The 21,483-nt window shown below is 69.6% G+C and carries 19 protein-coding genes; 4 read left to right on the top strand and 15 right to left on the bottom strand.

The window, feature by feature from the left end:
• Positions 1-32: 32 nt before the first annotated feature.
• On the bottom strand, positions 33-845 hold the full coding sequence (modA, locus tag AC1DKV_RS04735; RefSeq protein WP_441612636.1) for a molybdate ABC transporter substrate-binding protein: 813 nt from the start codon (positions 843-845) through the stop codon (positions 33-35).
• A 319-nt stretch (positions 846-1,164) separates the two neighbouring features.
• Positions 1,165-1,359, bottom strand: a complete 195-nt coding sequence (locus tag AC1DKV_RS04730) for a DUF1059 domain-containing protein (RefSeq protein WP_441612635.1) — start codon at positions 1,357-1,359, stop codon at positions 1,165-1,167.
• Between the two features lie 208 nt (positions 1,360-1,567).
• Here AC1DKV_RS04730 and AC1DKV_RS04725 point away from each other — a divergent pair, with 208 nt between their 5' ends.
• Entirely contained in the window at positions 1,568-2,107 is a 540-nt protein-coding gene (locus tag AC1DKV_RS04725) for a nucleoside 2-deoxyribosyltransferase (RefSeq protein ID WP_441612634.1), read from the top strand.
• A 25-nt stretch (positions 2,108-2,132) separates the two neighbouring features.
• Here the strand turns inward: AC1DKV_RS04725 and AC1DKV_RS04720 are convergent, their stop codons facing one another.
• From AC1DKV_RS04720 to AC1DKV_RS04695, 6 genes are all read right to left on the bottom strand, one after another.
• Complete coding sequence (locus AC1DKV_RS04720; protein WP_441612633.1) at positions 2,133-2,738, bottom strand: PqiC family protein; 606 nt, start codon at positions 2,736-2,738, stop codon at positions 2,133-2,135.
• On the bottom strand, positions 2,735-4,375 hold the full coding sequence (locus AC1DKV_RS04715) for a PqiB family protein (RefSeq protein WP_441612632.1): 1,641 nt from the start codon (positions 4,373-4,375) through the stop codon (positions 2,735-2,737). Before AC1DKV_RS04715 ends, AC1DKV_RS04720 begins: the two co-directional genes overlap by 4 nt.
• Positions 4,362-5,129 (bottom strand): paraquat-inducible protein A, encoded by a 768-nt coding sequence (locus AC1DKV_RS04710; RefSeq protein WP_441612631.1) that lies wholly within the window; start codon positions 5,127-5,129, stop codon positions 4,362-4,364. Before AC1DKV_RS04710 ends, AC1DKV_RS04715 begins: the two co-directional genes overlap by 14 nt.
• On the bottom strand, positions 5,126-5,797 hold the full coding sequence (locus tag AC1DKV_RS04705) for a paraquat-inducible protein A (RefSeq protein ID WP_441612630.1): 672 nt from the start codon (positions 5,795-5,797) through the stop codon (positions 5,126-5,128). The genes AC1DKV_RS04710 and AC1DKV_RS04705 overlap by 4 nt, the downstream gene beginning before the upstream one ends.
• The gene (locus tag AC1DKV_RS04700; protein WP_441612629.1) at positions 5,794-6,918 is read right to left on the bottom strand and encodes an AI-2E family transporter; all 1,125 of its coding nucleotides are present in this window, start codon (positions 6,916-6,918) and stop codon (positions 5,794-5,796) included. The genes AC1DKV_RS04705 and AC1DKV_RS04700 overlap by 4 nt, the downstream gene beginning before the upstream one ends.
• A gap of 276 nt (positions 6,919-7,194) precedes the next feature.
• Positions 7,195-8,355, bottom strand: a complete 1,161-nt coding sequence (locus AC1DKV_RS04695) for an HPP family protein (RefSeq protein WP_441612628.1) — start codon at positions 8,353-8,355, stop codon at positions 7,195-7,197.
• A gap of 230 nt (positions 8,356-8,585) precedes the next feature.
• Here AC1DKV_RS04695 and AC1DKV_RS04690 point away from each other — a divergent pair, with 230 nt between their 5' ends.
• Positions 8,586-10,325 (top strand): chloride channel protein, encoded by a 1,740-nt coding sequence (locus AC1DKV_RS04690; protein ID WP_441612627.1) that lies wholly within the window; start codon positions 8,586-8,588, stop codon positions 10,323-10,325.
• A gap of 15 nt (positions 10,326-10,340) precedes the next feature.
• Here AC1DKV_RS04690 and AC1DKV_RS04685 read toward each other — a convergent pair whose 3' ends face one another.
• Positions 10,341-10,763, bottom strand: coding sequence for an Lrp/AsnC family transcriptional regulator (locus tag AC1DKV_RS04685; protein ID WP_441612626.1), 423 nt, complete (start codon positions 10,761-10,763; stop codon positions 10,341-10,343).
• A gap of 192 nt (positions 10,764-10,955) precedes the next feature.
• Between AC1DKV_RS04685 and AC1DKV_RS04680 the strand changes: the two genes are divergently transcribed.
• Positions 10,956-11,861, top strand: coding sequence for a dimethylarginine dimethylaminohydrolase family protein (locus AC1DKV_RS04680; RefSeq protein WP_441612625.1), 906 nt, complete (start codon positions 10,956-10,958; stop codon positions 11,859-11,861).
• A gap of 61 nt (positions 11,862-11,922) precedes the next feature.
• Positions 11,923-12,999 carry an ornithine cyclodeaminase gene (locus AC1DKV_RS04675; protein ID WP_441612624.1) on the top strand — a complete coding sequence of 359 codons (1,077 nt, stop codon included), beginning with the start codon at positions 11,923-11,925 and terminating at the stop codon, positions 12,997-12,999.
• Between the two features lie 52 nt (positions 13,000-13,051).
• On the opposite strand, the gene AC1DKV_RS04670 is transcribed toward AC1DKV_RS04675, so the two are convergent.
• The 6 genes from AC1DKV_RS04670 to AC1DKV_RS04645 all read right to left on the bottom strand — a co-directional run bounded on the left by AC1DKV_RS04670 (position 13,052) and on the right by AC1DKV_RS04645 (position 20,968).
• Positions 13,052-13,654: a helix-turn-helix domain-containing protein gene (locus AC1DKV_RS04670; RefSeq protein ID WP_441612623.1), complete on the bottom strand. Its 603-nt coding sequence runs from the start codon at positions 13,652-13,654 to the stop codon at positions 13,052-13,054.
• A gap of 545 nt (positions 13,655-14,199) precedes the next feature.
• Positions 14,200-15,315, bottom strand: coding sequence for a glycosyltransferase family 2 protein (locus tag AC1DKV_RS04665; protein WP_441612622.1), 1,116 nt, complete (start codon positions 15,313-15,315; stop codon positions 14,200-14,202).
• Positions 15,302-15,862: an LbetaH domain-containing protein gene (locus AC1DKV_RS04660; RefSeq protein ID WP_441612621.1), complete on the bottom strand. Its 561-nt coding sequence runs from the start codon at positions 15,860-15,862 to the stop codon at positions 15,302-15,304. The genes AC1DKV_RS04665 and AC1DKV_RS04660 overlap by 14 nt, the downstream gene beginning before the upstream one ends.
• Before the next feature lie 352 nt (positions 15,863-16,214).
• Complete coding sequence (locus AC1DKV_RS04655) at positions 16,215-17,537, bottom strand: sigma-54-dependent transcriptional regulator (RefSeq protein ID WP_477137501.1); 1,323 nt, start codon at positions 17,535-17,537, stop codon at positions 16,215-16,217.
• Entirely contained in the window at positions 17,527-19,467 is a 1,941-nt protein-coding gene (locus tag AC1DKV_RS04650) for a sensor histidine kinase (protein WP_441612619.1), read from the bottom strand. The genes AC1DKV_RS04655 and AC1DKV_RS04650 overlap by 11 nt, the downstream gene beginning before the upstream one ends.
• A gap of 190 nt (positions 19,468-19,657) precedes the next feature.
• Positions 19,658-20,968: a dicarboxylate/amino acid:cation symporter gene (locus AC1DKV_RS04645; protein WP_441612618.1), complete on the bottom strand. Its 1,311-nt coding sequence runs from the start codon at positions 20,966-20,968 to the stop codon at positions 19,658-19,660.
• Positions 20,969-21,483 lie beyond the last annotated feature (515 nt).

The following is a 21,483-nucleotide window of genomic DNA, read 5'->3' as shown; positions in this document are numbered from 1 at the left end:
CCCGGTTCCCGCACCCGGCTCGCGCGTGAGGGTCAGGGCTTCAGGAAGCCATACTTGGCCAGTACGGCCTGGCCTTCGGCCGACAGCACATAGCTGACGAAGGCGGAGGCCTCGGCCGGCTGCCTGGCGATGGCGGTGACGGCGATCGGGTAGGTGACCGGCTGGCGGGTCGGCACGCGCAGCGCCACCTTGACCTTGTCCGGCATGATGGCCGCGTCGGTGGCGAAGACGAAGCCGGCCTCGACTTCGCCGCGCGCCACGTAATCCAGGCTCTGGCGCACGTTCTGCGCCATCACGCCCTTGGCCGACACGGCGTCCCACACGCCCGCGGCTTCCAGCGCGCCCTTGGTATAGCGGCCCACCGGCACCGAGGCCGGGTTGCCGAAGGCAATGCGCTTGAACTCGGGCTTGGCCAGATCCTGCAGCTTGCCCACTTCCTGCTTGCTGTCGGCCGGCAGGATCAGCGCGAGCTGGTTGGCGGCGAAGTCGCGGCGCGTCGAGGCGTTCACCACGCGCGCGGCCTCGGCCTTGGTCATCGCATCCTGGTCGGCGGAGGCGAACACGTCGGCCGGCGCGCCGTTGACGATCTGCTGCATCAGCACGTCCGAGGCGCCGAAGTTCAGGATCACCTTGGTCTGCGGATGCGCGCGCTCATAGGACTCCGCCAGCGACTTGAAGGCGTTGGTCAGGCTGGCTGCGGCCGATACCACCAGGTCGGCGCCGAAGGCGGCCGGCGCGGACAGCGCCAGCGTGGCGGACAGCAGCAGGCCGGCCGCGAACGAAGCGGTCCGGCGGGTGCCGCGCGATCGACGGGGCAGGGCGGGCGAAGCGGGGATCGGTTGCATGGGCATGGCGGTGCGCAGGTTGGCGTAGCTGGGGTAGCTGGAGTAGCGGACTTAGCAGGCAGGACGGGCCCGCAAGCCTGCCAAATGCGCAATATATGACGGTATATAACGCGGCGTCAATGGCACATTCGCCAGCTTCGGCATGCCTTGCGCGCGATGACCGGGGCGCGCATGCATGCCATCTGCGCCGTCACGGCCGTGTAACCGGTGCGTCACCCTGCTGCCATTGACGCCCGCGACAATGTCCGGCGCCGGGCGCCACGCAAAAAAAATGCCGGCGGGTGGCCGGCATCACGCCTTGCGAATGAGGGGCCCGCGCTCATGCCGGCGGGTTGATGTCCTTGAAGGCGCTCTTGAGCATCTGGCGCAGCTCCGGTCCATCCTCGTGCTGGTGGACCTGCACCGCATGCTGCACGGCGACCTGGAGCAGTTCGTCCTCGGTGTCGGCGCTGAGGGCGACCGTGCACTTGGACTCGCTGGGGAAATCGCGGCAATCGATGTATTTGCGTCCCATGGGTGACTCCTGACGCGGGTGAGGGTTGTGTATCGGCCGGGGCAGCTGCCGTGTCCCGGTGGCAGCGTCCCGCTGCGTGCCGCCGGGCCGCGTGTTCAGTATAGGGCGGCCGCCGCAAAAACCCGCCCTCGCCGTCAGATCGGCTATCCTCGAGCGTCACTTAGTCCATGGCACCAGCCGACACCCAACCCCCGACACCAAAGCCAAGATGAAATCGATCTACCTAGCCGGTTTCGACGTCTTCCGTGCCAACGCCGTCGCCTACGGCGAACGCCTGAAAGCGCTGTGCGCCCAGCACGGCTTTGCGGGCCTGTATCCGCTCGACAAGGCCGCCCCGGCGGGCCTGCCGGGGCCCGATACCGCACGCTGGATCTACGAGGCCAATATCAACCTGCTGCGCCGCGCCGATATGGTGATGGCCAATCTCGACGACTTCCGCGGGCCCGGCGAGCCGGATTCGGGGACGGTGTTCGAGGTCGGCTTCGCGGTGGCATTGCAGAAGCCGGTGTGGGGCTACAGCAGCGACGCCGGCACCTTGCTCGAGCGGGTGGGCGTGGCGAAGGCCGCATCGGGCGAGATGCTCGATGCGCGCGGCTTCGTGGTGGAGGATTTCGGCCTGGGCAAGAACCTGATGCTGGCCTGCTCCGTGAAGCTGGTGGACGGCGGGCCGGCGCAGTGCCTGGCGGCGATGGCGGAAGCCGAGCGGCGGCGCAGTTGCCGCGGCAACGGTACGCAGGCCGAAGACTGAACAGCGGCGGGGGCTACCCCTGCGGTCAGCGCCGCAATGCGTCCATGCCGGCGGCGATGTCGTCGGCCGTGTTGGCCACGATCTGGCGGTAGGCGGCCACCACGCCGTCCACCGCGCCCGGCGCCGGCAGTTCGGCCTGGGTGCGGCCGGCGCTGATCTTGCCATCGGGCAGGCGGCGCACGGTCCAGTTGATGGTGGCGCTGGCGCGCTGGCCGACGCTGGCCTCCAGGCGCACCACTTCGGTCGTGATGCGGTACACCGGCGCCACGTCCGACAGGCCCTGCTGGTAGGTGTCGACCGCGCCGAGCCGGGCCTGCAGCTGCTGCGAAAGCGCATCGCGAAGTTCGTCGGGCAGCGGCGCGGACCAGCGCGACAGGTCGAGCAGCCTGAGCTCGCCGTCCTGGCCGTCGCGTACCACCAGTTGGGGGCGGTTCAACCGCTCCGGCACGCGCACCGGCGCCACCTCGATCCACATCGGCTGTGCGGCGGCGGCGGGAGCGGCTGCGTCGGCGCCGCCGGCGCCCTGCGCCAGCGTGTAATAGCGCGGATCGGGCGAGGCGCAGCCGGGCAGCAGCGCGGCCGCGAGCGGCAGGGCGAGCAGCACGGCAGACATCATCTTGCGGGTCATCATTGTTTCTCCGGCTTGCCGCGCACCAGCGCTTCGGGGTGGCGTTCCAGGTAGTCGGTCAGCGCGCGCAGCGACGCCGCGGTGCGCGTGAGCTCCTGCATCATGCGGCGCGTGTCTTGCTGCAGCGGCGCGTCGGAGGCCAGCGTGCCGCTGGCGGCGCTGAGCGTCTTGCGGGCGTCCTGCAGCGCGGCCACCACCTGCGGGGCCACGTCGCCGTTGAGCTGGCTGACCAGCTTGTCGGCGCCGGCGAGCATGGTGTTGAGCGAGGCCATGGAGGTACGCACGTCCTGGCCGATCTGCTCGAACGGCACCTTGTCGATCTTGTTGACGATGTCGCCCAGCTTGGCCTGGAGTTCGTCGAAGGTGCCCGGCGTGGTGGCCAGTTCGGGCATCGCGGCGTTGAGGTCCACGTTGACCGGTGGCGCCTTGGGGAAGAAGTCCAGCGCCACGTAGAGCTGCCCGGTCAGCAGGTTGCCGGTGCGCAATTGCGCGCGCATGCCGCGCTTGATCAGGGTCTGGACGATGTTGCGGGCACGATTGACGTCTTCCATGTCGCGCGCGCGGAAGCCCATGCGCGAGGGATAGAGTTCCACCACCACCGGTAGCCGGAAGGCCTTCTTGTCGCTCAGGTACTCGATGCCGATCGAGCGCACCTGGCCCACCACCACGCCGCGGAAGTCGACCGGCGCGCCGGGCGAGAGCCCGCGCACCGACTGGTCGAAGTTCAGCACGGCGAGCGATGGTATCAGTTCCTCGGGCTCCTTCATCGCTTCGGTCTGGTCGCTGGAGAGCAGGAACTGGGTGTTCTCGTTGGCGGCCGCGGTCACTCTGCTGTCGTCCGGCGCCTGGAAGGCCACGCCGCCCAGCAATACCGTCACCAGCGACTGCGTATTGAGCTTGAAGCCGCCGGCGTCGAGCTTGATGTCCACGCCGCTGGCGTGCCAGAAGCGGGTATCGGCCGTGACCAGGTTATCGTAGGGCTTGTTGATGAACACGCGCAGCGAGAGATCGCGCCCGTTGGGCTCGAGCTGGTAGGCCACCACCTGCCCCACCTGCACGCGGCGGTAGTAGACCGGCGAGCCTATGTCGAGCGAGCCGAGATCGGCGGCGCGCAGCAGGAACTGCTTGCCCGAGGCATCGGTGGTGACCGCGGGCGGCACTTCGAGCCCGGTGAAGTCGCGCACGCGCTCCTCGGACTTGCCGGCGTCCACGCCGATATAGGCACCCGACAGCAGCGTCTCCAGCCCCGAGATGCCGCTGGTGGCGAAGCGCGGGCGCACCACCCAGAAGCGTGTGTCCTTGGCGGAAAAGCTGGCCGCGTCCTGGGTCAGGTCGATCTTGGCGATCACGTGCGAGCGGTCAGGCGCCAGGCGCACCGACTTGACCAGGCCGATGTCCACGTCCTTGTAGCGCACCGGCGTCTTGCCAGGCGTGAGGCCTTCGGCGGTGCGGAAGGTGACCGTGATCCCGGGGCCGCGCTCGGCCAGCGTGTGGATCAGCAGCGAGAGCCCGACCACGGCGGCCACGATCGGAATCAGCCATACCAGCGAGGGCAGCCAGCGTGCGCGCCTGCGGCGCTCGGGCGCGGGCGGCAGCGGCGGAGGTGGCGGCGGAGCAGAGGGGTTGTCAAGGTCGGGCATCGTTTGTATCCAGCGAATCCCACAGCAGGCGGGGATCGAAACTGAGTGAGGCCAGCATGGTCAGCACCACCACGGAGCCGAAGGCCATGGCACCGGCGCCGGGGATGATGGTGGCGAGCGCGCCCGCGCGCACCAGCGAGGCCAGCAGCGCTACCACGAAGATATCGAGCATCGACCAGCGGCCGATGACTTCCACCAGGCCGTACAGCCTGGTCTGCTGGCGGATGCGCCAGCGCGAGCGAAAGTGCACGGACAGCAGCAGCAGCGTGAGGATCATCATCTTCAGCAGCGGCACCACGATGCTGGCGATCAGCACCACGATGGCCAGCAGGTTCGATCCCGACAGCCACAGGTAGACCACGCCGGAGAAGATGGTGTCGCGCTGCGTGCCGAGGATGGACTGGGTCACCATCACCGGCAGCAGGTTGGCGGGGATATAGAGGATGAAGGCCGACAGCAGGAAGGCCCAGGTGCGCGTGAGGCTCTGCGGCTTGCGGTGGTGCAGGGTGGCGCCGCAGCGCGGGCAGGGCTCGCCCGCCAGCGCGCGCGGGCTGAGCGCGTCGCAGGCGTGGCAGGACACCAGCCCCATCGAGGTGGCGGTGGGCACCTGCGGCAGCGGCTTTGCCTCGTCGTCGTCGGTCAGTTCCGCCACCACGCCGGCGGCTATGCGCCGCGAGCGGGCCAGGGCGCCGTTGCCGCGCTTGCCCCCGTGCTGGTCGCTGCCGGGCGGGGTGTGGTCGGGCGCGGCGCTCATCGCGGCGGCTCCTCGTCCAGGTACTGCCACAAGTCGCGCGGGTCGAACGACAGCATCGCCGCCAGCACCACCACCAGCGCGCCGAACGACCACAGCGCCACGCCGGGCAGCACCTGGGCCATGGTGGAAAGCTTCACCAGCGTGACCAGCACCCCGATCATGAAGACCTCGATCATGCCCCAGGGACGGGTCTGGCGGATGCCGCGCACGATGCGCTCGAAGCCGGCCGGCATGCGGTGGCGCGCCATCGGCACCAGCAGGTACAGCATCATCAGCATCTCGGTCAGCGGAAACAGGATGGTGGTGGCGAACACCAGGATCGCCACCAGCGACATATTGTCGGCATGGAGCGCCAGCACCGCGCCCCACAGCGTGGTCTCGGTGCGCACGCCCTTGAGATCCATCTCGACGATCGGGTAGGCGTTGGACACCGCGAACAGGATCAGCGCGGCCAGCACCAGCGGCAGCAGCCGCGCATAGGCGCGCGAGCTTTCGCGGTAGAGCTGGCCACCGCAGCGCAGGCACAGCGCCCGCTCGCCGGTGCCAAGGCGCTCGCGCTGGTAGACCGCGTCGCAGTATTCGCAGGCCACCAGATGCGCCAGCGCCGCCGGCGCGACTGGCGTGCCGGGCGCGCCCGGACTGGTCTCGCCGCGGCCGGCTTCGCTCATGCCTTGCCGGAGCCCGCCACGTCCTCGGCCGTGGTGACGGGTTTGCCTTGTGCGAGCACGCGCGGCGGATCGGCCGGGTGCTGCGAGCCGATGGTCCAGTCGCGCAGCAGCGCGTAGGCCACCGCCAGCAGCGTGGGCCCGATGAACACGCCGAGGAAGCCGAAGGCCAGCGCGCCGCCGAACACGCCCAGCATGACCCAGATCAGCGGCATGTCGGTGCCCTTGCTGATCAGCAGCGGCTTGATGATGTTGTCGGCCATGCTGACCACGCCCACGCCCCACACCACCATGAAGATGGCCCAGCCCAGCGAGCCGGTGTGGTACAGCCACAGCGCGGCCGGGATCCACACCAGCGGCGGGCCCACCGGGATCACCGAGAGGAAGAAGGTGACGAAGCCAAGGATGGCCGCGCCGGGCACGCCGGCGATCCAGAAGCCGATGCCGGCCAGCACCGCCTGCACGAAGGCGGTGCCGAGCACGCCGTAGACCACGCCCTTGACGGTATTGCCGGCCAGCGCCAGCAGGTGGTCGGCGCGCTCGCCGGCGATGCGGCGCATGCCCGCGCGCAGCCACGCCACCGCGAATTCGCCGCCGGTATAGAAAAAGAACGCCAGCACGATGGACAATGCCAGCTGCCCGAGCCCGGCGCCGATCGAAAGCCCCGCGCCCAGCACCGCGTGGCCCACCGGCGCGATCAGCTTGCGCAGGTTGGCCACCATGTCGGAGTCGGCGTGGATCACCTTGTCCCAGCTGTTCTGCAGGTAGTTGCCCACGTAGGGCAGGCCGGTCAGCCAGTCCGGCAGCGCCGGCAGGCCGTTGTCCACGAAACGGTCGACCAGGCCGGACAACTCGTCGATATGGGCGGAGAAGCTGGCGCCCGCGTAGACGAAGGGGCCCAGCACGATCACGGCGGCCAGCAGCACGCAGATCACCGCGGCCAGGCTGCGCCGGTTGCCCAGCCAGCGCGACAGCACCGAATACGGGTACCAGGAGCTGAAGGCGAGGATGGCGGCCCACAGCAGGGCGGTGGTGAAGGGCGCCAGCACCAGCAGCGAGCCGCCGATCAGGACGACCAGCGCAAGCACGGCGGCGAGTTTTTCAATCAGTTGGCTGGAGCTCATCGGGCGTATGTCCGGACATGCCGGCGTGACGGGAACGCCGACAATATATAGGAAAACATAGACCCTTCCGGCCGATAACGCGTGCGCCGGCGCGCGCGGGAAAAAATGCTGCAGTGCGGATGCCGCACTGCGGCCCGCGCGTTCCGCGTGGCGCGCGCGGGCCTGCGCCGATCGGTGCGGGGATGCCGCCGCTGCGTGGCACCCCCGGGCAGGGCGGGAGGCCGCCGGGTAACGCCCGCGGCGCTCCGCGCCGCCCGCCGGGCCGCTTTACACGCTTCAGCGCGGGGCCGGTGCCTCGGCCTGCGCCGGCGGTCCCTGTTCGAGCAGCGCGGCGATCAGGTCCGACTGGGTGACGATGCCCAGCAGGCGCCGCTGCGCATCCACCACCGGCATCTCGTGCAGGCCGCCGTCGGAGAAGGCGCGCGCCAGTTCCACCATGGGCTGCTCGGGCCGGGCGGTGGCCACGCCGGTGTGCATCAGGTCACCCGCGTTGCCCGCGCGTGGCTGGCTGGCGCCGGCGCGCACGGCGAGCAGGTCGACCAGGTTGAGCATGCCGACCAGGCGGTGTGCTTCGTCCACCACCGGCAGCGTGCGCAGGCCGTGCCGGTTGAGCAGGGCGCGGGCCTGCACGCCGCTGTGGCCAGGCTGCACCGTGACGACGTCGCGCGACATGATGTGCTCGCAGCGCACGTCGCCGAAGCGGCGGCGATAGGCGCGCATCTGCGCCGCCACCAGGATTTCTTCCAGGTCGTCTTCTTCGATGTCGAGGAATTCGCCGCGCGTCTTGAGCACCTCGTCGAGGTCGGCGCGATTGAAGCCCACGCGCTCGCTGGGCAGCGGATCGGCGGTGCGGTGCGGGTTGGCGTGGTCGGCCGGGCGGTGCGGATAGCGCCGGCGCAGCGCGTTGTTGAACAGCAGCGCGATCAGCAGGAGCAGCATCGAGTTGAGCAGCACCGGGAACGCCACGAAGCCGAAACCGAGCTTGGCGACGGCCGGGCCGCCGAACACTGCGGTGATCGCCACCGCGCCGCTGGGCGGATGCACGCAGTGCAGCTGGAACATCATGACGATGGCCAGCGCCACCGCCACGGCGGCGGCCAGGCCAGGGTCCGGAATCCAGCGCGCGCAGGCCACGCCGATCAGGGCCGCCACCAGGTTGCCGCCGATGATGGACCACGGCTGCGCCAGCGGGCTGGCCGGCACCGCGAACAGCAGCACCGCCGAGGCCCCCATCGGCGCCACGAACCACGGGTTGACCCCGCCCAGCAAGCGGCGGCTGATCCATTCGGTGACCAGCAGGCCGAGCAGCGCGCCCAGGCAGCTCTTGAAGCGCTCGCGCTTGCTGCCGGCAATGGGCGTGGGAACGAAGGCTCGCAGCCATGCGCGCGCCCGCGCTGGCGTGAGTTCGGCTAGGGAGGGGGCCTGGGATGGTGGCATGGACGGGCCTGGTTCTGCGGTTCTGGAAGCGGCGGGACGAAAGCGGGCGGCGCGGGCAGGCGGCTGGCGGCTACGCATCATGCGTAGCGCGTCGTCACCTTGGCTGCGCTGCAGCAAACCGGTCCGCAAATATATCATGACGTGATACATTGCGCTGTCTCGGCGCTTGCGATGCTGCAAGCCCCGCGTGCCCCACATAAGCCTCTTACACGCCCCGCGCGAGCCTCATCATGCACTTTGAAAAACGCGACTACGCCGTCAGCCGGCGCCTGCTGCTGCTTGCCGCGCTGGCGCCGGTGATCGGCGCCATCAGCACGGCGGCTGCCGTGCTGCTGCTGAACCTGATTCGCTTCTTCACCAACCTTTTCTTCTACCAGACGCTGTCGCTGGCGGAGCGCTCGCCGGCGCAGCACGCGCTGGGCGCGTGGGTGATCCTGGTGCCGGTGGCCGGAGGCCTGCTGGTGGGGCTGATGGCGCGCTACGGCAGCGACAAGATCCGCGGCCATGGCATCCCCGAGGCCATCGAGGCGGTGCTGTTCGGCAAGAGCAAGATGTCGCCGCGCGTGGCGGTGCTCAAGCCCTTGTCTTCCGGCATCGTGATCGGCAGCGGCGGGCCATTCGGGGCCGAAGGCCCGATCATCATGACCGGCGGCTCGATCGCCTCGCTGCTCGCGCAATACCTGCACCTGACCGCCGCCGAGCGCAAGACGCTGCTGGTGGCCGGGGCCTGCGCCGGCATGACGGCGATCTTCGGCACGCCGGTGGCGGCGGTGCTGCTGGCGGTGGAGCTGCTGCTGTTCGAGCTGCGCCCGCGCAGCCTGCTGCCGGTGGCGCTGGCCTGCGCGATGGCTGGCTTCCTGCGCCCGCTGGTATTCGAGTCCGGCCCGCTGTTTGCCATGCAGACGGCGCCGGTATCCACCGCCGCCCTTGGCTCCTGCGTGGTCGCGGGCCTGCTGTGCGGCGTGCTCGGCGCGGCGCTGACGCTGGCCCTGTACCGCACCGAAGACCAGTTCTCGCGGCTCAAGCTGCACTGGATGTGGTGGCCCGCCATCGGCGGCCTGGTGGTCGGCATCGGTGGCTACTTCGAACCGCGCGCGCTCGGCGTGGGCTATGACGTGATCGCCGACCTGCTGCATAACCGCCTGGCGCTGGAGGTCGCGCTGGCCCTGCTGGCGGTCAAGGCGGTGATCTGGGTCGTCGCGCTCGGCTCCGGTACCTCGGGCGGGGTGCTGGCCCCGCTGCTGATGCTCGGTGCCGGGCTCGGCGTGGCGCTTGGCGCAGTCCTGCCCGGTGGCTCGCCCGAGCTCTGGGCGCTGGTGTGCATGGCGGGCGTGCTGGGCAGCGTGCTCGGCGCGCCGCTGACCGCCATCGTCTTCGCTTTCGGGCTGACGCATGACAGCAACGCGCTGCTGCCGCTGCTGCTGACCACCGCCGTCGCGCACGGCTTCACCGTGCTGACCATGAAGCGGTCGATCATGACCGAGAAGATCGCCCGCCGCGGGCTGCATATCTATCGCGAATACGGGGTCGACCCGCTTGAGCGCCAGCATGTGGCGGACCTGATGACCACCGCGGTGGTGAGCGTGGATGGCGACCAGCCCGTCAGCGCCCTGTGGCCGCGGTATTTCGGCGAGCACGCGCCGCATCGCGCTTATCCGGTGCTGTGCGGCGGGCGCGTGGCCGGCATGCTGGAGCGCAATGCCTTGCGCGGGCGCGAAGGCGCATCGATGAGCGGACGCGAGCTGATGACGCCGCTGCGCCCGGATCAGGTGCTGCTGCCTGCCCAGACCGCGCGCGTCGCGGCCGGGCGCATGGCGGAACTGAGCGTGGGGCGCCTGCCGGTGGTGGCGGATCTGGAATCGATGCGCCTGGTCGGCGTGGTATCGCTGCGCGACCTGCTGCGGCCCAGCGGGCAGGTCCTGCATGAAGAGACGCAGCGCGAACGGCTGCGAGGCGTGGCGGCGGGCTGAACGCCGCAACGGTGTTCAGAGCTTGTAGCTCGACAGCAGGATGCTGGTCTCGGTGGCCCCGATCCCGTCGATCAGGCGGATCCGGTCGAGCGTACGATCGAACGCCTCGAGCGTGTCGGCGCGTAGTTCGGCAATGATGTCCCAGCGCCCGTTGGTGGTGTGCAGCGTCTGCACATTGGGCTCGCCGCGCAGGGCCTGGAGCACCTGGCGAGCCTTGTTGCCCTCCACGGCGATGGTCGTCCAGGCGCGGATGCGGTGGGTCTCGGCTTCCGGCTTGAGGCGGACCGTGTAGCCGACGATCAGCCCCTCCCTCTCCAGCTTGTCGATGCGGTTCTGGACGGTGGCGCGCGACACGCGCAGGGCCTTGGCCAGGGCAGTGGCGGGCATGCGGGCGTTGTCGCGCAGCAGGGCTAGCAACTGGCGGTCGGTGTCGTCCATGGCGGTTCCTGGTGGGTCTTGGGGCGCACTTGCGGCCCCGATTGGCGATTCGCCAATATGACCTTGCATATTGCAAATCATAGCAGCGGAATTGCGCAGTTTGCTGGCTTTTGGTTAGCGCCGCACTGCACCAGAATGCAGGCATCCCCAGTCACCGCGCGTCCACCGCGCGTCAACCACCAAGGAGCCAGCGTGACCAACCAGCCCACCATCCTGCTTGTCGACCCGACCCACTACGACGTGTCCTACAGCATCAATCCGTGGATGGATCCGGGCCTCTGGGCGCGTGATCCGCGCGGCATGCACCAGCACGCGGTGGGTTCCTTCGCAGCGCTGCATGCGGCCTTGCAGGCGTCCGGCTTCGTGGTGGAGACCGCCCCGGGCGCGCCTGGCCTGCCCGACATGGTGTTCCCCGCCAACGCAGCCGTGGTGCTGGACGGCCATGCGGTGCTGGCGCGCTTTCGCTATCCGGAGCGCGCCGGCGAGGAAGTCCCGTTCGCCAGGATCTTCGAGGGCCTGCGCGAGCGCGGCCTGATCGATTCGGTCAGCGTGCTGCCCGAGGGCTGCTACCAGGAGGGCGCCGGCGACTGCATCTGGGATGCGGTGCGCGGTCATTTCTGGGCCGGCTTCGGCCCGCGTTCGACGCGCGCGGCGGCCGATGTCATGGGCAGCCGTTTCGGCCGCGAGGTGGTGGCGCTGGAACTGGCGACCGAGCAGAGCTATCACCTCGACGTGTGCTTCTGCCCGCTGTCCGGCGGCGAGATCCTCTACTACCCGCCCGCGTTCACGCAGGAGGCGCTGCGCACGCTGCGCGAGCGCGTGCCGGCCAGCCTGCGCATCGAGGCGAGCGAGGACGACCTGCGCCACTTCAGCGTCAACGCGGTCAACCTGCACGACCAGATCGTGATGACACGTACCACGCCGCACCTGCGCGCCGAGCTGGGCCAGCGCGGCTACCAGCTGCGCGAGGTGGACCTGTCGCCGTTCATGCTGTCCGGTGGCGGCGCCTACTGCATGACGCTGCGGCTTGACCGCACCAGCGCGGCGGGGCAGGCCGCGGGTGCCGGTCGCACCGCCGCGGCAGCGGTTGCCGCCTGAGCCGGGCGGCAGGACGACACGACAACAAGACAACAAGACAAGACACGACAGGGAGAGCACCATGAAGGAGATCGCCATGACCCGCTTCCTCGACGCCGCCGACGTGGCGGCGCTGGTGCGCGAGACGGGCGTCGCCAGCGCCATCGCGCAGATCGCGCATCATGTCCGCCAGGATTTCATGCGCTGGGATGCGTTCGACAAATCGGCGCGGCTGGCCGCGCATTCGGCCGGTGGCGTGATCGAGTTGATGCCGGTGAGCGACGGCGTGCAATACGCGTTCAAGTACGTCAATGGCCATCCGCGCAACGCGCTGGTCGGCATGCCCACGGTGATGGCTTTCGGCGTGCTGGCCGAGGTGGCGAGCGGCTTCCCGCTGCTGCTGTGCGATCTGACGCTGGCCACCGCGCTGCGCACCGCCGCCACCTCGGCGCTGGCCGCGCAGGCCATGGCGCGGCCCGGCTCCGCCACGATGGCGCTGATCGGCAACGGCGCGCAGGCGGAGTTCCAGGCGCTGGCCTTCCACGCCATGCTGGGCATCCGCGAGATCCGCGCCTACGACATCGACCCGGCGGCGAGCGCGCGGCTGGCGCGCAACCTGGCCGCCGTGCCGGGATTGAAGGTGGTGCCGGTGGCGTCGGTACGCGACGCGGTGCGCGGCGCCGATATCGTCAGCACCGTCACCGCGGACAAGACGCGCGCCACCATCCTCACGCCCGACATGGTGGCGCCGGGCATGCATCTCAACGCGGTGGGCGGCGATTGCCCGGGCAAGACCGAACTGCACGCGGATATCCTGCGCGCGGCGCGCATCGTGGTCGAGTACGCACCGCAGACCCGCATCGAGGGCGAGATCCAGCAGTTGCCGGCGGATGCGCCGGTCACGGAATTGTGGGAGGTGCTGGGCGGCCGCGCGCCGGGACGCGGCGGCGCGGACGAAGTGACGGTGTTCGATTCGGTCGGCTTCGCGCTGGAGGACTACGCCGCGCTGCGCTGGATCCATGCCGCGGCCCATGCGCGGCACCGCGGCAGCCACGTGGAGCTGGTGGCCACGCCACCGGACCCGCGCAATCTCTACGGCTGGATGATGGAGGCGGCGGTCCCGCGGCCTGAACCGGCCGCGGTGGCGGAACTGGCCTGAAGCCGGCCGCCGTGCGGTAAGCCGGCGCGCGCCGGCCGGCCAGGTGGCTGGTTCAGCCGGCCGCGCCGCGCGTCATCATCAGCTGCGCGCGCAGGAAGCCCTTGACCTCTTCCAGCGACGGCGTCTTCAGGAAGACCATGATGCCCCAGTGCTGCAGGGCGTCGGCCACGCCGTCATAGGCCTGGCGGTTGGTGATCACGGCGAAGATGACATTCTGGCGGGTGAAGAAGTTCTGCAGCTTCTCGATGGTCGCCGATTCGGCGTCGCTGAGTTCTTCCACGTAGTACAGCACCACCCGCGGGTGCGAGCTGACCGACGTAATGATGGTATCCACCACGTCCTCCACCACCACGCTCTTGAGGGGCAGGCCCCATTTGCCCAGTTGCGCGTGGATGCGCTGGGCTTCCTGGTGATTGGGGTGGAATACCACCAGGTCAAGCTCGTGCACCGACGGCAGTTCCTGGCCGACTCGCGTGGCCAGCAGGCGGTGCACGGTCTCCTTGTGAATACGGCGGTGGCCGCCGTTGGTCTTCCAGGCCCCGAGTTCGCCGCGCTCCACCATCTTCTGTACGGTGCCCAACGAGACATTGAGCAACTTGGCGGCGGTACGCGTGCTGTAATAAGGCTTCTCAGCCAGTTCTGAATCCAGTTTCATCCGTTCACCCGTTAAGAAAACATCACACTGCGGTCAGACTGGCAGTGACAGCGCGTACCTCCCGCGCTGGTTTGGGCCCCGGCCACGCATAAAAAAAGCGCAACAACTCAATGGCTTGCTGGCACCGCTGAGCCTCTTGCATGACTTGCCCGTTACCCTGGGCGCCGGAAGCGGAGGTGCTCCGCAGCCATGCAAGGGCGTGATCTATGTCACAAGTGCCTTCTTCTTCCAACGGAAGAATGCCGGTTCCCAATCATATGCGCTATCGAACATATATCACCAGCCAGGGCCGGCAAATATTTCGAAAACGCCTCGAACGCTCCCACTTCTGTGTTTAAACGCATATTGCCGCGTTTTGGCAGACACGCGAAGCCCGCGATTTCTTGCAAACAATGCAGACATCCAGGCGGCTCCCGGATGATGCCCGGGTGATGCCCGACTCGCGCGGTTTCGATGCCGCATGCTACTGAAGACCGCCGGCGGCGCGCGGGGTTCCTGGCACCGGATCGCCGCGCCGGCGAGGCCAGATCCGCAGGCGCCGGCAACTATCCGTGCCCGCCGGGGCCGGCTGCCGCGACGGCGGGAAGCGTGCCGCCAATCGTACCGGGAAGCGTGCCGGGAAGCGCGGCCGGCGGCTGCGCGAGGCCCGGCGCCGGTGCCTTGGCGGCCTCCGCAGGCAGGCCGCCGGGCTCGCTGCATGGAACGGCGCCCTGCGCTGCCGCGCTGCCATCCACGCGCGCGATGCCGGCGTGCGCCGTGGCCGGCGCCGAGGCGCCCCGGGTCTTGAGTTCGTGCGTCTTGATCACGATGAAGTATTCGTAGATCGACTGCAGGATGGCGTAGGTGAGGCCGGCACGGCCGTCGAGGAAGCCGCGCTTGCCGACGTAGAGCAGCACGAACTTGGCCAGTGGGCGTAGCGGCAGGCGGTAGAACAGCTCCTTCTGATGCGCGCGCCGCTGGTGGAAGTCCGGCGCGAACAGCGCCTCGCGCAGGCTGAAATCCGCCTTGCCGCGCCGGTTGTCGATGGTCTGCTGCGCTTCCAGGCTGCTGTAGCTGTTGTGGCGCGTGATCCAGTGGCTCAGGCCCTTGCTGAAGGGAAAGTGGTCGAGATAGCCGGACAGCTCGCCGGCCGGGCCGTCGGGGATCGAGACGGGATTGACCAGCCGTTCGTAGCGCATGCGCTCCGGCCGGAACAGGCGCAGGTAGAAGGGCGAGGTCTGCACGTGGCGCAGCCAGGTGCCGAGGAAGAAATCGCGCCGCTGCACGCGGAACGCCACCTCGTCGCGCGCGGCGCGCACGGCGGCCAGTGCGTGCTCGGCCAGCGCCGGTGTCATGCGCTCGTCGGCGTCGATATAGAACACCCAGGGATGGCGGAAGGCGATGTTGCGCAGGCCCCAGTTCTGGTGGCTGGCCCAGTTGTCGAAGGGGCGCTGCGTGACGCGGGCGCCAAAGCGCGTGGCGATTTCCACGGTGGCATCGGTGCTCATGGAGTCGTAGACATGGATGTCGTCCGACCAGGCCACGCTCTGCAGGCAGCCCGGCAGGTCCTGCTCTTCGTTGCGGGTGAGGATCAGCACCGAGATGCCAGGCGCGGCCGGCGAGCCCGGCCGGCCCATGCGCACGGGATGGCTCATCTGCCTGAAGTTGCTAGGCCTTGCCATGTCTCGTCCTCGTGCCGATGGCCCGGGCCGGCGTGCCGGCATAGACCGTCCACGGCGTGCGCAGGCTCCTGGTGACCACGGAGCGCGGCGCGACCACCGCGCCTTCGGCCACGGACACGCCCGGCGAGACGAACGCTTCGGCACAGATCCACACATGCGGCGCCAGCACGATGGGATGCGCGACCAGCTGGAAATTGGCGCTGTTGTAGTCGTGGCTGCCGGTGCACAGGTGCGCGCCCTGGGAAACCACGCAGTAGTCGCCGATTTCGATCGGCGCCATGTTGTACAGCGTGACCCCGTCGGCCACGCCCACGTGGCCGCCCACGCTCAGGTCCCACGGCGCCCAGATCCTGACCGAGGGGTAGATGTGGACATGCGGCCCGAGGCGCGCGCCGAACAGCCGCAGCAGCGCCGCGCGCCACACGTGCAGCGGGCGCGGGCTGGGCCGGAACAGGCACAGCCAGACCCACCGCCAGAGCTGCCGCTGCAGGCGGTTGCCCAGCGAGAACGAGGCGCCCGTGGTCGGGTCGTTGCCTTGTAGGATCATCGTCGGTCCGCTCGGTGTGATCGAGGCCCGCTCAGCTTGTCCGGTGTCGGCGCTGCTACGCTGTCAATGGTTGGCGACCGCGGTACGGGCCAGTACCGCGGTCGCCGGCCCCGGCCGACGGCCCGGGCTTTGTCCCGCACCGGCCGCGCCTGGCGCCGGTTGGACGCAAGGCGCGCGGGAAGGGGTGAAGCCATGGTGGCGCGGCGTACGGCGCGCTTCGGTGCGGCACCTCACATAGCGCGGCGTGACCGTGCAGAGCGTGCGCAGGAGCCCGCGGGGAGCGGGCGGGGCCGGACGGGATGGGCCGGGCCGAGGCCAGGACCGCAAGGCGCGCGGGGCGGCGCGCCGTGGCTCAGAGCCTGTACTTCTTCACCTTGTCGAACAAGGTGGTCTTGGCGATGCCCAGTGCCTCGGCGGCGCGGCTCAGGTTGCCTTCATGGCGGCGCATGGCCTCGGCCACCATGGCCCGTTCGAACTGCTCCACGGCCTGCGCCAGTGGCAGCGCGGCCGGCTCGGCGGTGCCCTGGCCCGGGTTGCAGCCCAGCCCCAGCACGTGGCGCTCGGCCAGGTTGCGCAGCTCGCGCACATTGCCGGGCCACGGGTAGGCCATCAGCGCGGCCATCTCGGCCCGGCTGGCGGCTACCGCCTCGCGCTCGAAGCGCAGGGCGGCCTGGGCCACGAAATGCTCGAACAGCGGCGGCACGTCTTCGCGCCGCTCGCGCAGCGGCGGCAGCTCCAGCGTCACCACGTTGAGACGGTAATAGAGGTCGGCGCGGAACTGGCCGGCCTCCGACAGCGCCTTGAGGTCCGCCTTGGTGGCCGCCACCACGCGGGTGTTGACCGGTACCGGCGTATTGGAGCCGAGCCGCTCCACCACGCGTTCCTGCAACACCCGCAGCAGCTTGATCTGCATCTGCATCGGCATGCTTTCGATCTCGTCGAGGAACAGCGTGCCGCCCTCGGCGTGCTCGACCTTGCCGATGCGCCGCCGCGCCGCGCCGGTGAAGGAGCCGGCTTCGTGGCCGAAGATCTCGCTCTCGAACAGCTGCTCGGGCAGGCCGCCGCAGTTGATCGGCACGAAATGCCGTGCATGGCGCGCGCTGGCTTCGTGCAGGCAGCGTGCCACCAGTTCCTTGCCGGTGCCGGTCTCGCCGTGGATGAGCACGTTGGCGGCGGTGTCGGCCAGGTCCGCAATCAGCTTGCGCAGCCGTTCGATGGCCGGCGACTGCCCGATCAGGCGCGCCTGCAGCGTGTCGCGCCCGGCCAGCTTGCGGCGCAGTTCGGCCACTTCCAGCACCAGGCGGCGCTGCTCCAGCGCGCGCCGCGCCACCTCCACCAGCTGCTCGGGCGAGAAGGGCTTCTCCAGGAAGTCGTAGGCACCGGACTTCATGGCCTGCACCGCCAGGCTGACATCGCCGTGGCCGGTCACCATGATCACCGGCAGCGCGCCGTCGCGTGCCTTGAGTTCGCGCAGCAGCGCCATGCCGTCCATGCCGGGCAGGCGGATATCGCTGACCACCACGCCGGCGAAGTTCTCGCCGGCTTCGCGCAGCGCTGCCTCGGCGCTGCCGACCGCGCGCGTGGCAATGCCTTCGAGCCGCAGGGCCTGCTCGCAGCCCAGGCGTACGTCGGGATCGTATTCGACGATCAGTACGGTGAGCGGATTACTTGTCATGGCCGGTTTCCCTGCTTGCCTGGTTTTCCTGGCGCGCGCCGGGCCGCGCCAGCGGCAGCACCAGCGTGAAGCAGGCGCCGCCGTCCGGGTGATTGCTGGCCTCGAGGCTGCCGCCCGATTCATCCAGGATGCCGGCCGACAGCGCCAGGCCGAGCCCCAGGCCCTGGCCGGCGGGCTTGGTGGTGAAGAAGGGCTCGAACAGGCGGGCGAACGCCTCCTCGGACAAGCCCGCGCCGTTGTCGCGGATGGTCAGGCGGAGCTTGTCGCCCGCCAGGTGGCCGCGCACTTCCAGCCGCGGCGCGGGCATGCCGGCCACGGCGTCGAGCGCATTGCCGAGCAGGTTGACCAGCACCTGCTCCAGGCGGTTGGGGTCGCACGCCAGCACCAGGCCGGGCTCGAGCTGGCGGCTCAGTTCCGGGCGCACCGCCTGCAGGCGCGTGTCGAGCAGGAACAGCGCGTTGTCCAGCGCTTCGTCCAGCCGCGCGGTGCAGCTGCCGTTGCCGGGCTTGCGCGCGAACGACTTGAGCGCGCCGGTGATGCGGCCCATGCGCTCGACCAGGCCGATGATGGTGCCGAGGTTGGCCTGCGCCGTGGCGTTGTCGCCGCGTTCGAGAAATTTCTGCGTGTTGCCCGAGAGCGTGCGCAGTGCCGCCAGCGGCTGGTTCAGCTCATGCGCGATACCGGTGGACATCTGGCCGACGGCGGCCAGCTTGCCGGCCTGGAGCAGGCCGTCCTGGGCCTGGCGCAAGGTCGCTTCGGCGCGGATGCGCTCGGCGACCTCGGCCTGCAGCTGCTGGTTGGCGGTCCACAGGTCGGCGGTGCGCTCGGCCACCTTGCGTTCGAGTTCGCCGTTCGCGGCTTCCAGCGCCACGCGCGCGGCCAGGCGCTCGCCGACGATGCGCCGGCGCACGTTCCAGGCCGCCGCCAGCAGCAGCACGAAGGCCGTCAGCACGCCCGCCAGCGCGGCGCTGTTGAGCGCGGCCAGGCGCGCCTGCGAAGTATTGGTGAGCAGCGTGAGCTGCCAGTCGGTGCCGACCAGCTCGGCGGTCTGCGCCAGCATGGGCGGACCGCGCCGCAGGCGCACCAGGGCGTCGCTGTCGGACAGCTTGCGCACCGGCGCCAGCTCTAGCTGCGGCAGGGGGGCGCGGTTGTACTGCAGGCTGTGCTGCAGCCGCTCGCGCTGCCCCGGCGCCAGCGGCCTGAGCGCGGCCAGCTTCAGCGACGGGTCCGAGGCCAGGATCACCACGCCGTTCTCGTCGGTCAGCAGCATCTGCGTGTCGGCGCCCTGCCAGCGGTTCTCCAGCGGCTCCAGGCCCACCTTGACCACCGCCACGCCGCTGGGCTTGTGGCGGTCGCCGAGCGGGGCGGAGAGATAGTAGCCGGGCTCGCTGCGCGTGGTGCCGACGCCGTAGAAACGGCCCAGCTGGCCATCGGCGGCATCGTTGAAATAGGTGCGGAAGCTGAGATCCTCGCCCATGTAGCTGTCGGGCCGCTGGTAGTTGCTGGTGGCGCGCACGCGGCCGTGCGCATCGAGCACGTATACCGCGCGCGTGCCGGCGCGGGCGTTGAGCGCCGCCAGGTACTGGTTGGCCGCCTCGACCCGCGCCGGGTCGTCCGGCCTGGCCAGCAGCGCGGCGATCTTGTCGTCCAGCGACAGCAGGCTGGGCACGTAGTCGTAGCGCCCCAGCTCGCTCGACAGCGCCTGGTCGTACAGCCGCAGCTGCACCTGGCCGCGCTCGCCCTGGCGTGCCAGGGCGGCGTCGTAGCTGTAGCGGTAGCCCAGCGCGCCAGCCAGCCCGACCAGCACCGCCAGCGCCAGCATGGCGAACAGGGGTACCCACTGGCGCAGGCGGCCGGTACGGCCGTGGCGAGAGGGGGCGTCGGGCAGGGCGCCTGGCGGGGTGGCGTGTGAACGGAACGGGCCAGTCATGGGCTTGCGAGAAAGGCTTTTGGGCTGCGGATGGCTGCAGCGCGCTTCGCCGTGGCAAGGAAATACACGGGCATGGCACGGCGGCGGCAGCGCGAATAACCCCGTCTTTTACCACATCGCGTATTGTGCACCGCAAAAGAAAAAGGCCCGGCTACCTGATCGGCAGCCGGGCCTTGGCGCGCTGGCAGTGTTACTTGCCGGCCAGGACCTGAACGGGTGTCAGGCCAAGGTTGCCGTCGGCAGCGGGGTCATCCGCTTCTTCGGGCACCGGCGCGCCGATGGCGCCTTCGCTTTTGGCGACGACGGTGGTGGCAATGGCGTTGCCAAGTACATTGGTGACGGTGCGGCCCATGTCGAGCACATGGTCGATGCCCAGCACCAGCAGGATGCCCGCCTCGGGCAGGCCGAACATCGGCAGTACCGCGGCCACCACCACCAGCGAGGCGCGCGGCACGCCGGCGATGCCCTTGCTGGTGACCAGCAGCACCAGCAGCATGGTGATCTGCTGCGTGAGCGAGAGGTGGATGCCATACACCTGCGCCACGAACAACGCGGCGAACGAGGTGTACATGATGGAGCCATCCAGGTTGAACGAGTAGCCCAGCGGCAGCACGAAGCCGGTGATGCGCTCCTTCACGCCGAAGCGGCCGAGCTGCTCGATCACCTTGGGGTAGGCCGATTCGCTGCTGGCGGTGGCGAAGCCGATCATCAGCGGCGCGCGCACCATCTTGAGCAGGCGGAACACGTCGCGGCCCAGGAAGAAGTAGCCCCCGGCGATCAGCGCCATCCACAGCAGCGCCAGCGACAGGTAGACGCTGCCCAGCAGCTTGGCGTACACCACCAGCACGCCCAGGCCCTCGGCCGTGATCACCGCGGCGATGGCGCCGAACACGCCCACCGGCGCGAACGCCATCACGTAGTTGGTGACCTTCAGCATGACGTGGCCGAGGCCGTCGATGGCCGCCAGCACGGGTTTGCCCACGCCGTCCTTGACGGTGCCCAGGGCAAAGCCGAAGAACAGCGAGAACACCACGATCTGCAGGATCTCGTTGGTGGCCATGGCCTCGACGAAGCTCTTGGGGAACATGTGCGCGATGAAGTCGCGCAGGTTCAGCGCCCCGGTCTTCAGGTTGGAGGCGGCGTCGGCCGGCGGCAGCGCCAGGTTCATGCCCTGGCCCGGCGTCAGCAGGTTGGCCATCAGCAGTCCCAGCAGCAGCGAGGTGATCGACGCGGCGATGAACCATGCCATGGCCTTCAGGCCGATGCGGCCCACGGCGCGGCCGTCGCCCATGCCAGCGATGCCGCTGACCAGCGTGGCGAACACCAGCGGCCCGATGATCATCTTGATCATGCGCAGGAACACGTCGGTGAGGATGGACAGGTAGTCCGCGATGGACTTGGCGGCGGCGGGGTCCGGCGCCATGTGGTGGGCTGCCGTGCCGGCCAGCACGCCGAGCAGCATCGCAAGGAAAATCAGGGTGGGCAGTCGGTTCAGTTTCATCAGAAGTCGGGCCATGCGCCCGGCGGGTGGCCGGGCGGCTGTTTTTGCGGGGGCGGGGCTGGCAGCTTCAGGCGTGGAGCGCCGTCCCGCGGGGAGCGTCTCGCGGCCTTGCGCCGGGGACGTCAGCGATGCGGGGTCTGCAAGGCGGGCTCTGTCATTGTTTCCTCCATTGTTTTGTCGGTGCGGGCCGGCGGCGGGGCAGCCGCCCGTCAACCTGTATCTGCCGCTTGGGCGGGCGCATACATCGCACGAGCCGTGCCAGGCCGGCGGGCCTGGGGGCTGCGGCTAAGTTGCTGAAAAACAAGGGGAAATCAAAGTGATCCCGGCGCACGGTTCGGGTTTCCGTGCGTTCGGGCGGCGCGCGCGTTCGGATCTCCGAACGCGCCGGGCGGTGCGGAAGGCACCCGCCAGGGGCGGCGGGGCCGGGTGTGACGCGGGCAGCATGCTGCCCGGCGAGGGGAGGGCCGTCAGCCCTTGGTCAGCCCTTCGTCTGCCTGGTCAGCATGGTCAGCATG

The organism is Cupriavidus sp. 05T41, from assembly GCF_056396525.1.
Note: the sequence above shows the minus strand (reverse complement) of the source record. Positions and strands in the feature narration are given on the sequence as shown.

Coding starts and splice junctions, on each gene's coding strand:
- modA (WP_441612636.1), bottom strand. CDS start 845: ATGCAACCGATCCCCGCTTCGCCCGCCCTGCCCCGTCGATCGCGCGGC.
- AC1DKV_RS04730 (WP_441612635.1), bottom strand. CDS start 1,359: ATGGGACGCAAATACATCGATTGCCGCGATTTCCCCAGCGAGTCCAAG.
- AC1DKV_RS04725 (WP_441612634.1), top strand. CDS start 1,568: ATGAAATCGATCTACCTAGCCGGTTTCGACGTCTTCCGTGCCAACGCC.
- AC1DKV_RS04720 (WP_441612633.1), bottom strand. CDS start 2,738: ATGATGACCCGCAAGATGATGTCTGCCGTGCTGCTCGCCCTGCCGCTC.
- AC1DKV_RS04715 (WP_441612632.1), bottom strand. CDS start 4,375: ATGCCCGACCTTGACAACCCCTCTGCTCCGCCGCCACCTCCGCCGCTG.
- AC1DKV_RS04710 (WP_441612631.1), bottom strand. CDS start 5,129: ATGAGCGCCGCGCCCGACCACACCCCGCCCGGCAGCGACCAGCACGGG.
- AC1DKV_RS04705 (WP_441612630.1), bottom strand. CDS start 5,797: ATGAGCGAAGCCGGCCGCGGCGAGACCAGTCCGGGCGCGCCCGGCACG.
- AC1DKV_RS04700 (WP_441612629.1), bottom strand. CDS start 6,918: ATGAGCTCCAGCCAACTGATTGAAAAACTCGCCGCCGTGCTTGCGCTG.
- AC1DKV_RS04695 (WP_441612628.1), bottom strand. CDS start 8,355: ATGCCACCATCCCAGGCCCCCTCCCTAGCCGAACTCACGCCAGCGCGG.
- AC1DKV_RS04690 (WP_441612627.1), top strand. CDS start 8,586: ATGCACTTTGAAAAACGCGACTACGCCGTCAGCCGGCGCCTGCTGCTG.
- AC1DKV_RS04685 (WP_441612626.1), bottom strand. CDS start 10,763: ATGGACGACACCGACCGCCAGTTGCTAGCCCTGCTGCGCGACAACGCC.
- AC1DKV_RS04675 (WP_441612624.1), top strand. CDS start 11,923: ATGAAGGAGATCGCCATGACCCGCTTCCTCGACGCCGCCGACGTGGCG.
- AC1DKV_RS04670 (WP_441612623.1), bottom strand. CDS start 13,654: ATGAAACTGGATTCAGAACTGGCTGAGAAGCCTTATTACAGCACGCGT.
- AC1DKV_RS04665 (WP_441612622.1), bottom strand. CDS start 15,315: ATGGCAAGGCCTAGCAACTTCAGGCAGATGAGCCATCCCGTGCGCATG.
- AC1DKV_RS04660 (WP_441612621.1), bottom strand. CDS start 15,862: ATGATCCTACAAGGCAACGACCCGACCACGGGCGCCTCGTTCTCGCTG.
- AC1DKV_RS04655 (WP_477137501.1), bottom strand. CDS start 17,537: ATGACAAGTAATCCGCTCACCGTACTGATCGTCGAATACGATCCCGAC.
- AC1DKV_RS04650 (WP_441612619.1), bottom strand. CDS start 19,467: ATGACTGGCCCGTTCCGTTCACACGCCACCCCGCCAGGCGCCCTGCCC.
- AC1DKV_RS04645 (WP_441612618.1), bottom strand. CDS start 20,968: ATGAAACTGAACCGACTGCCCACCCTGATTTTCCTTGCGATGCTGCTC.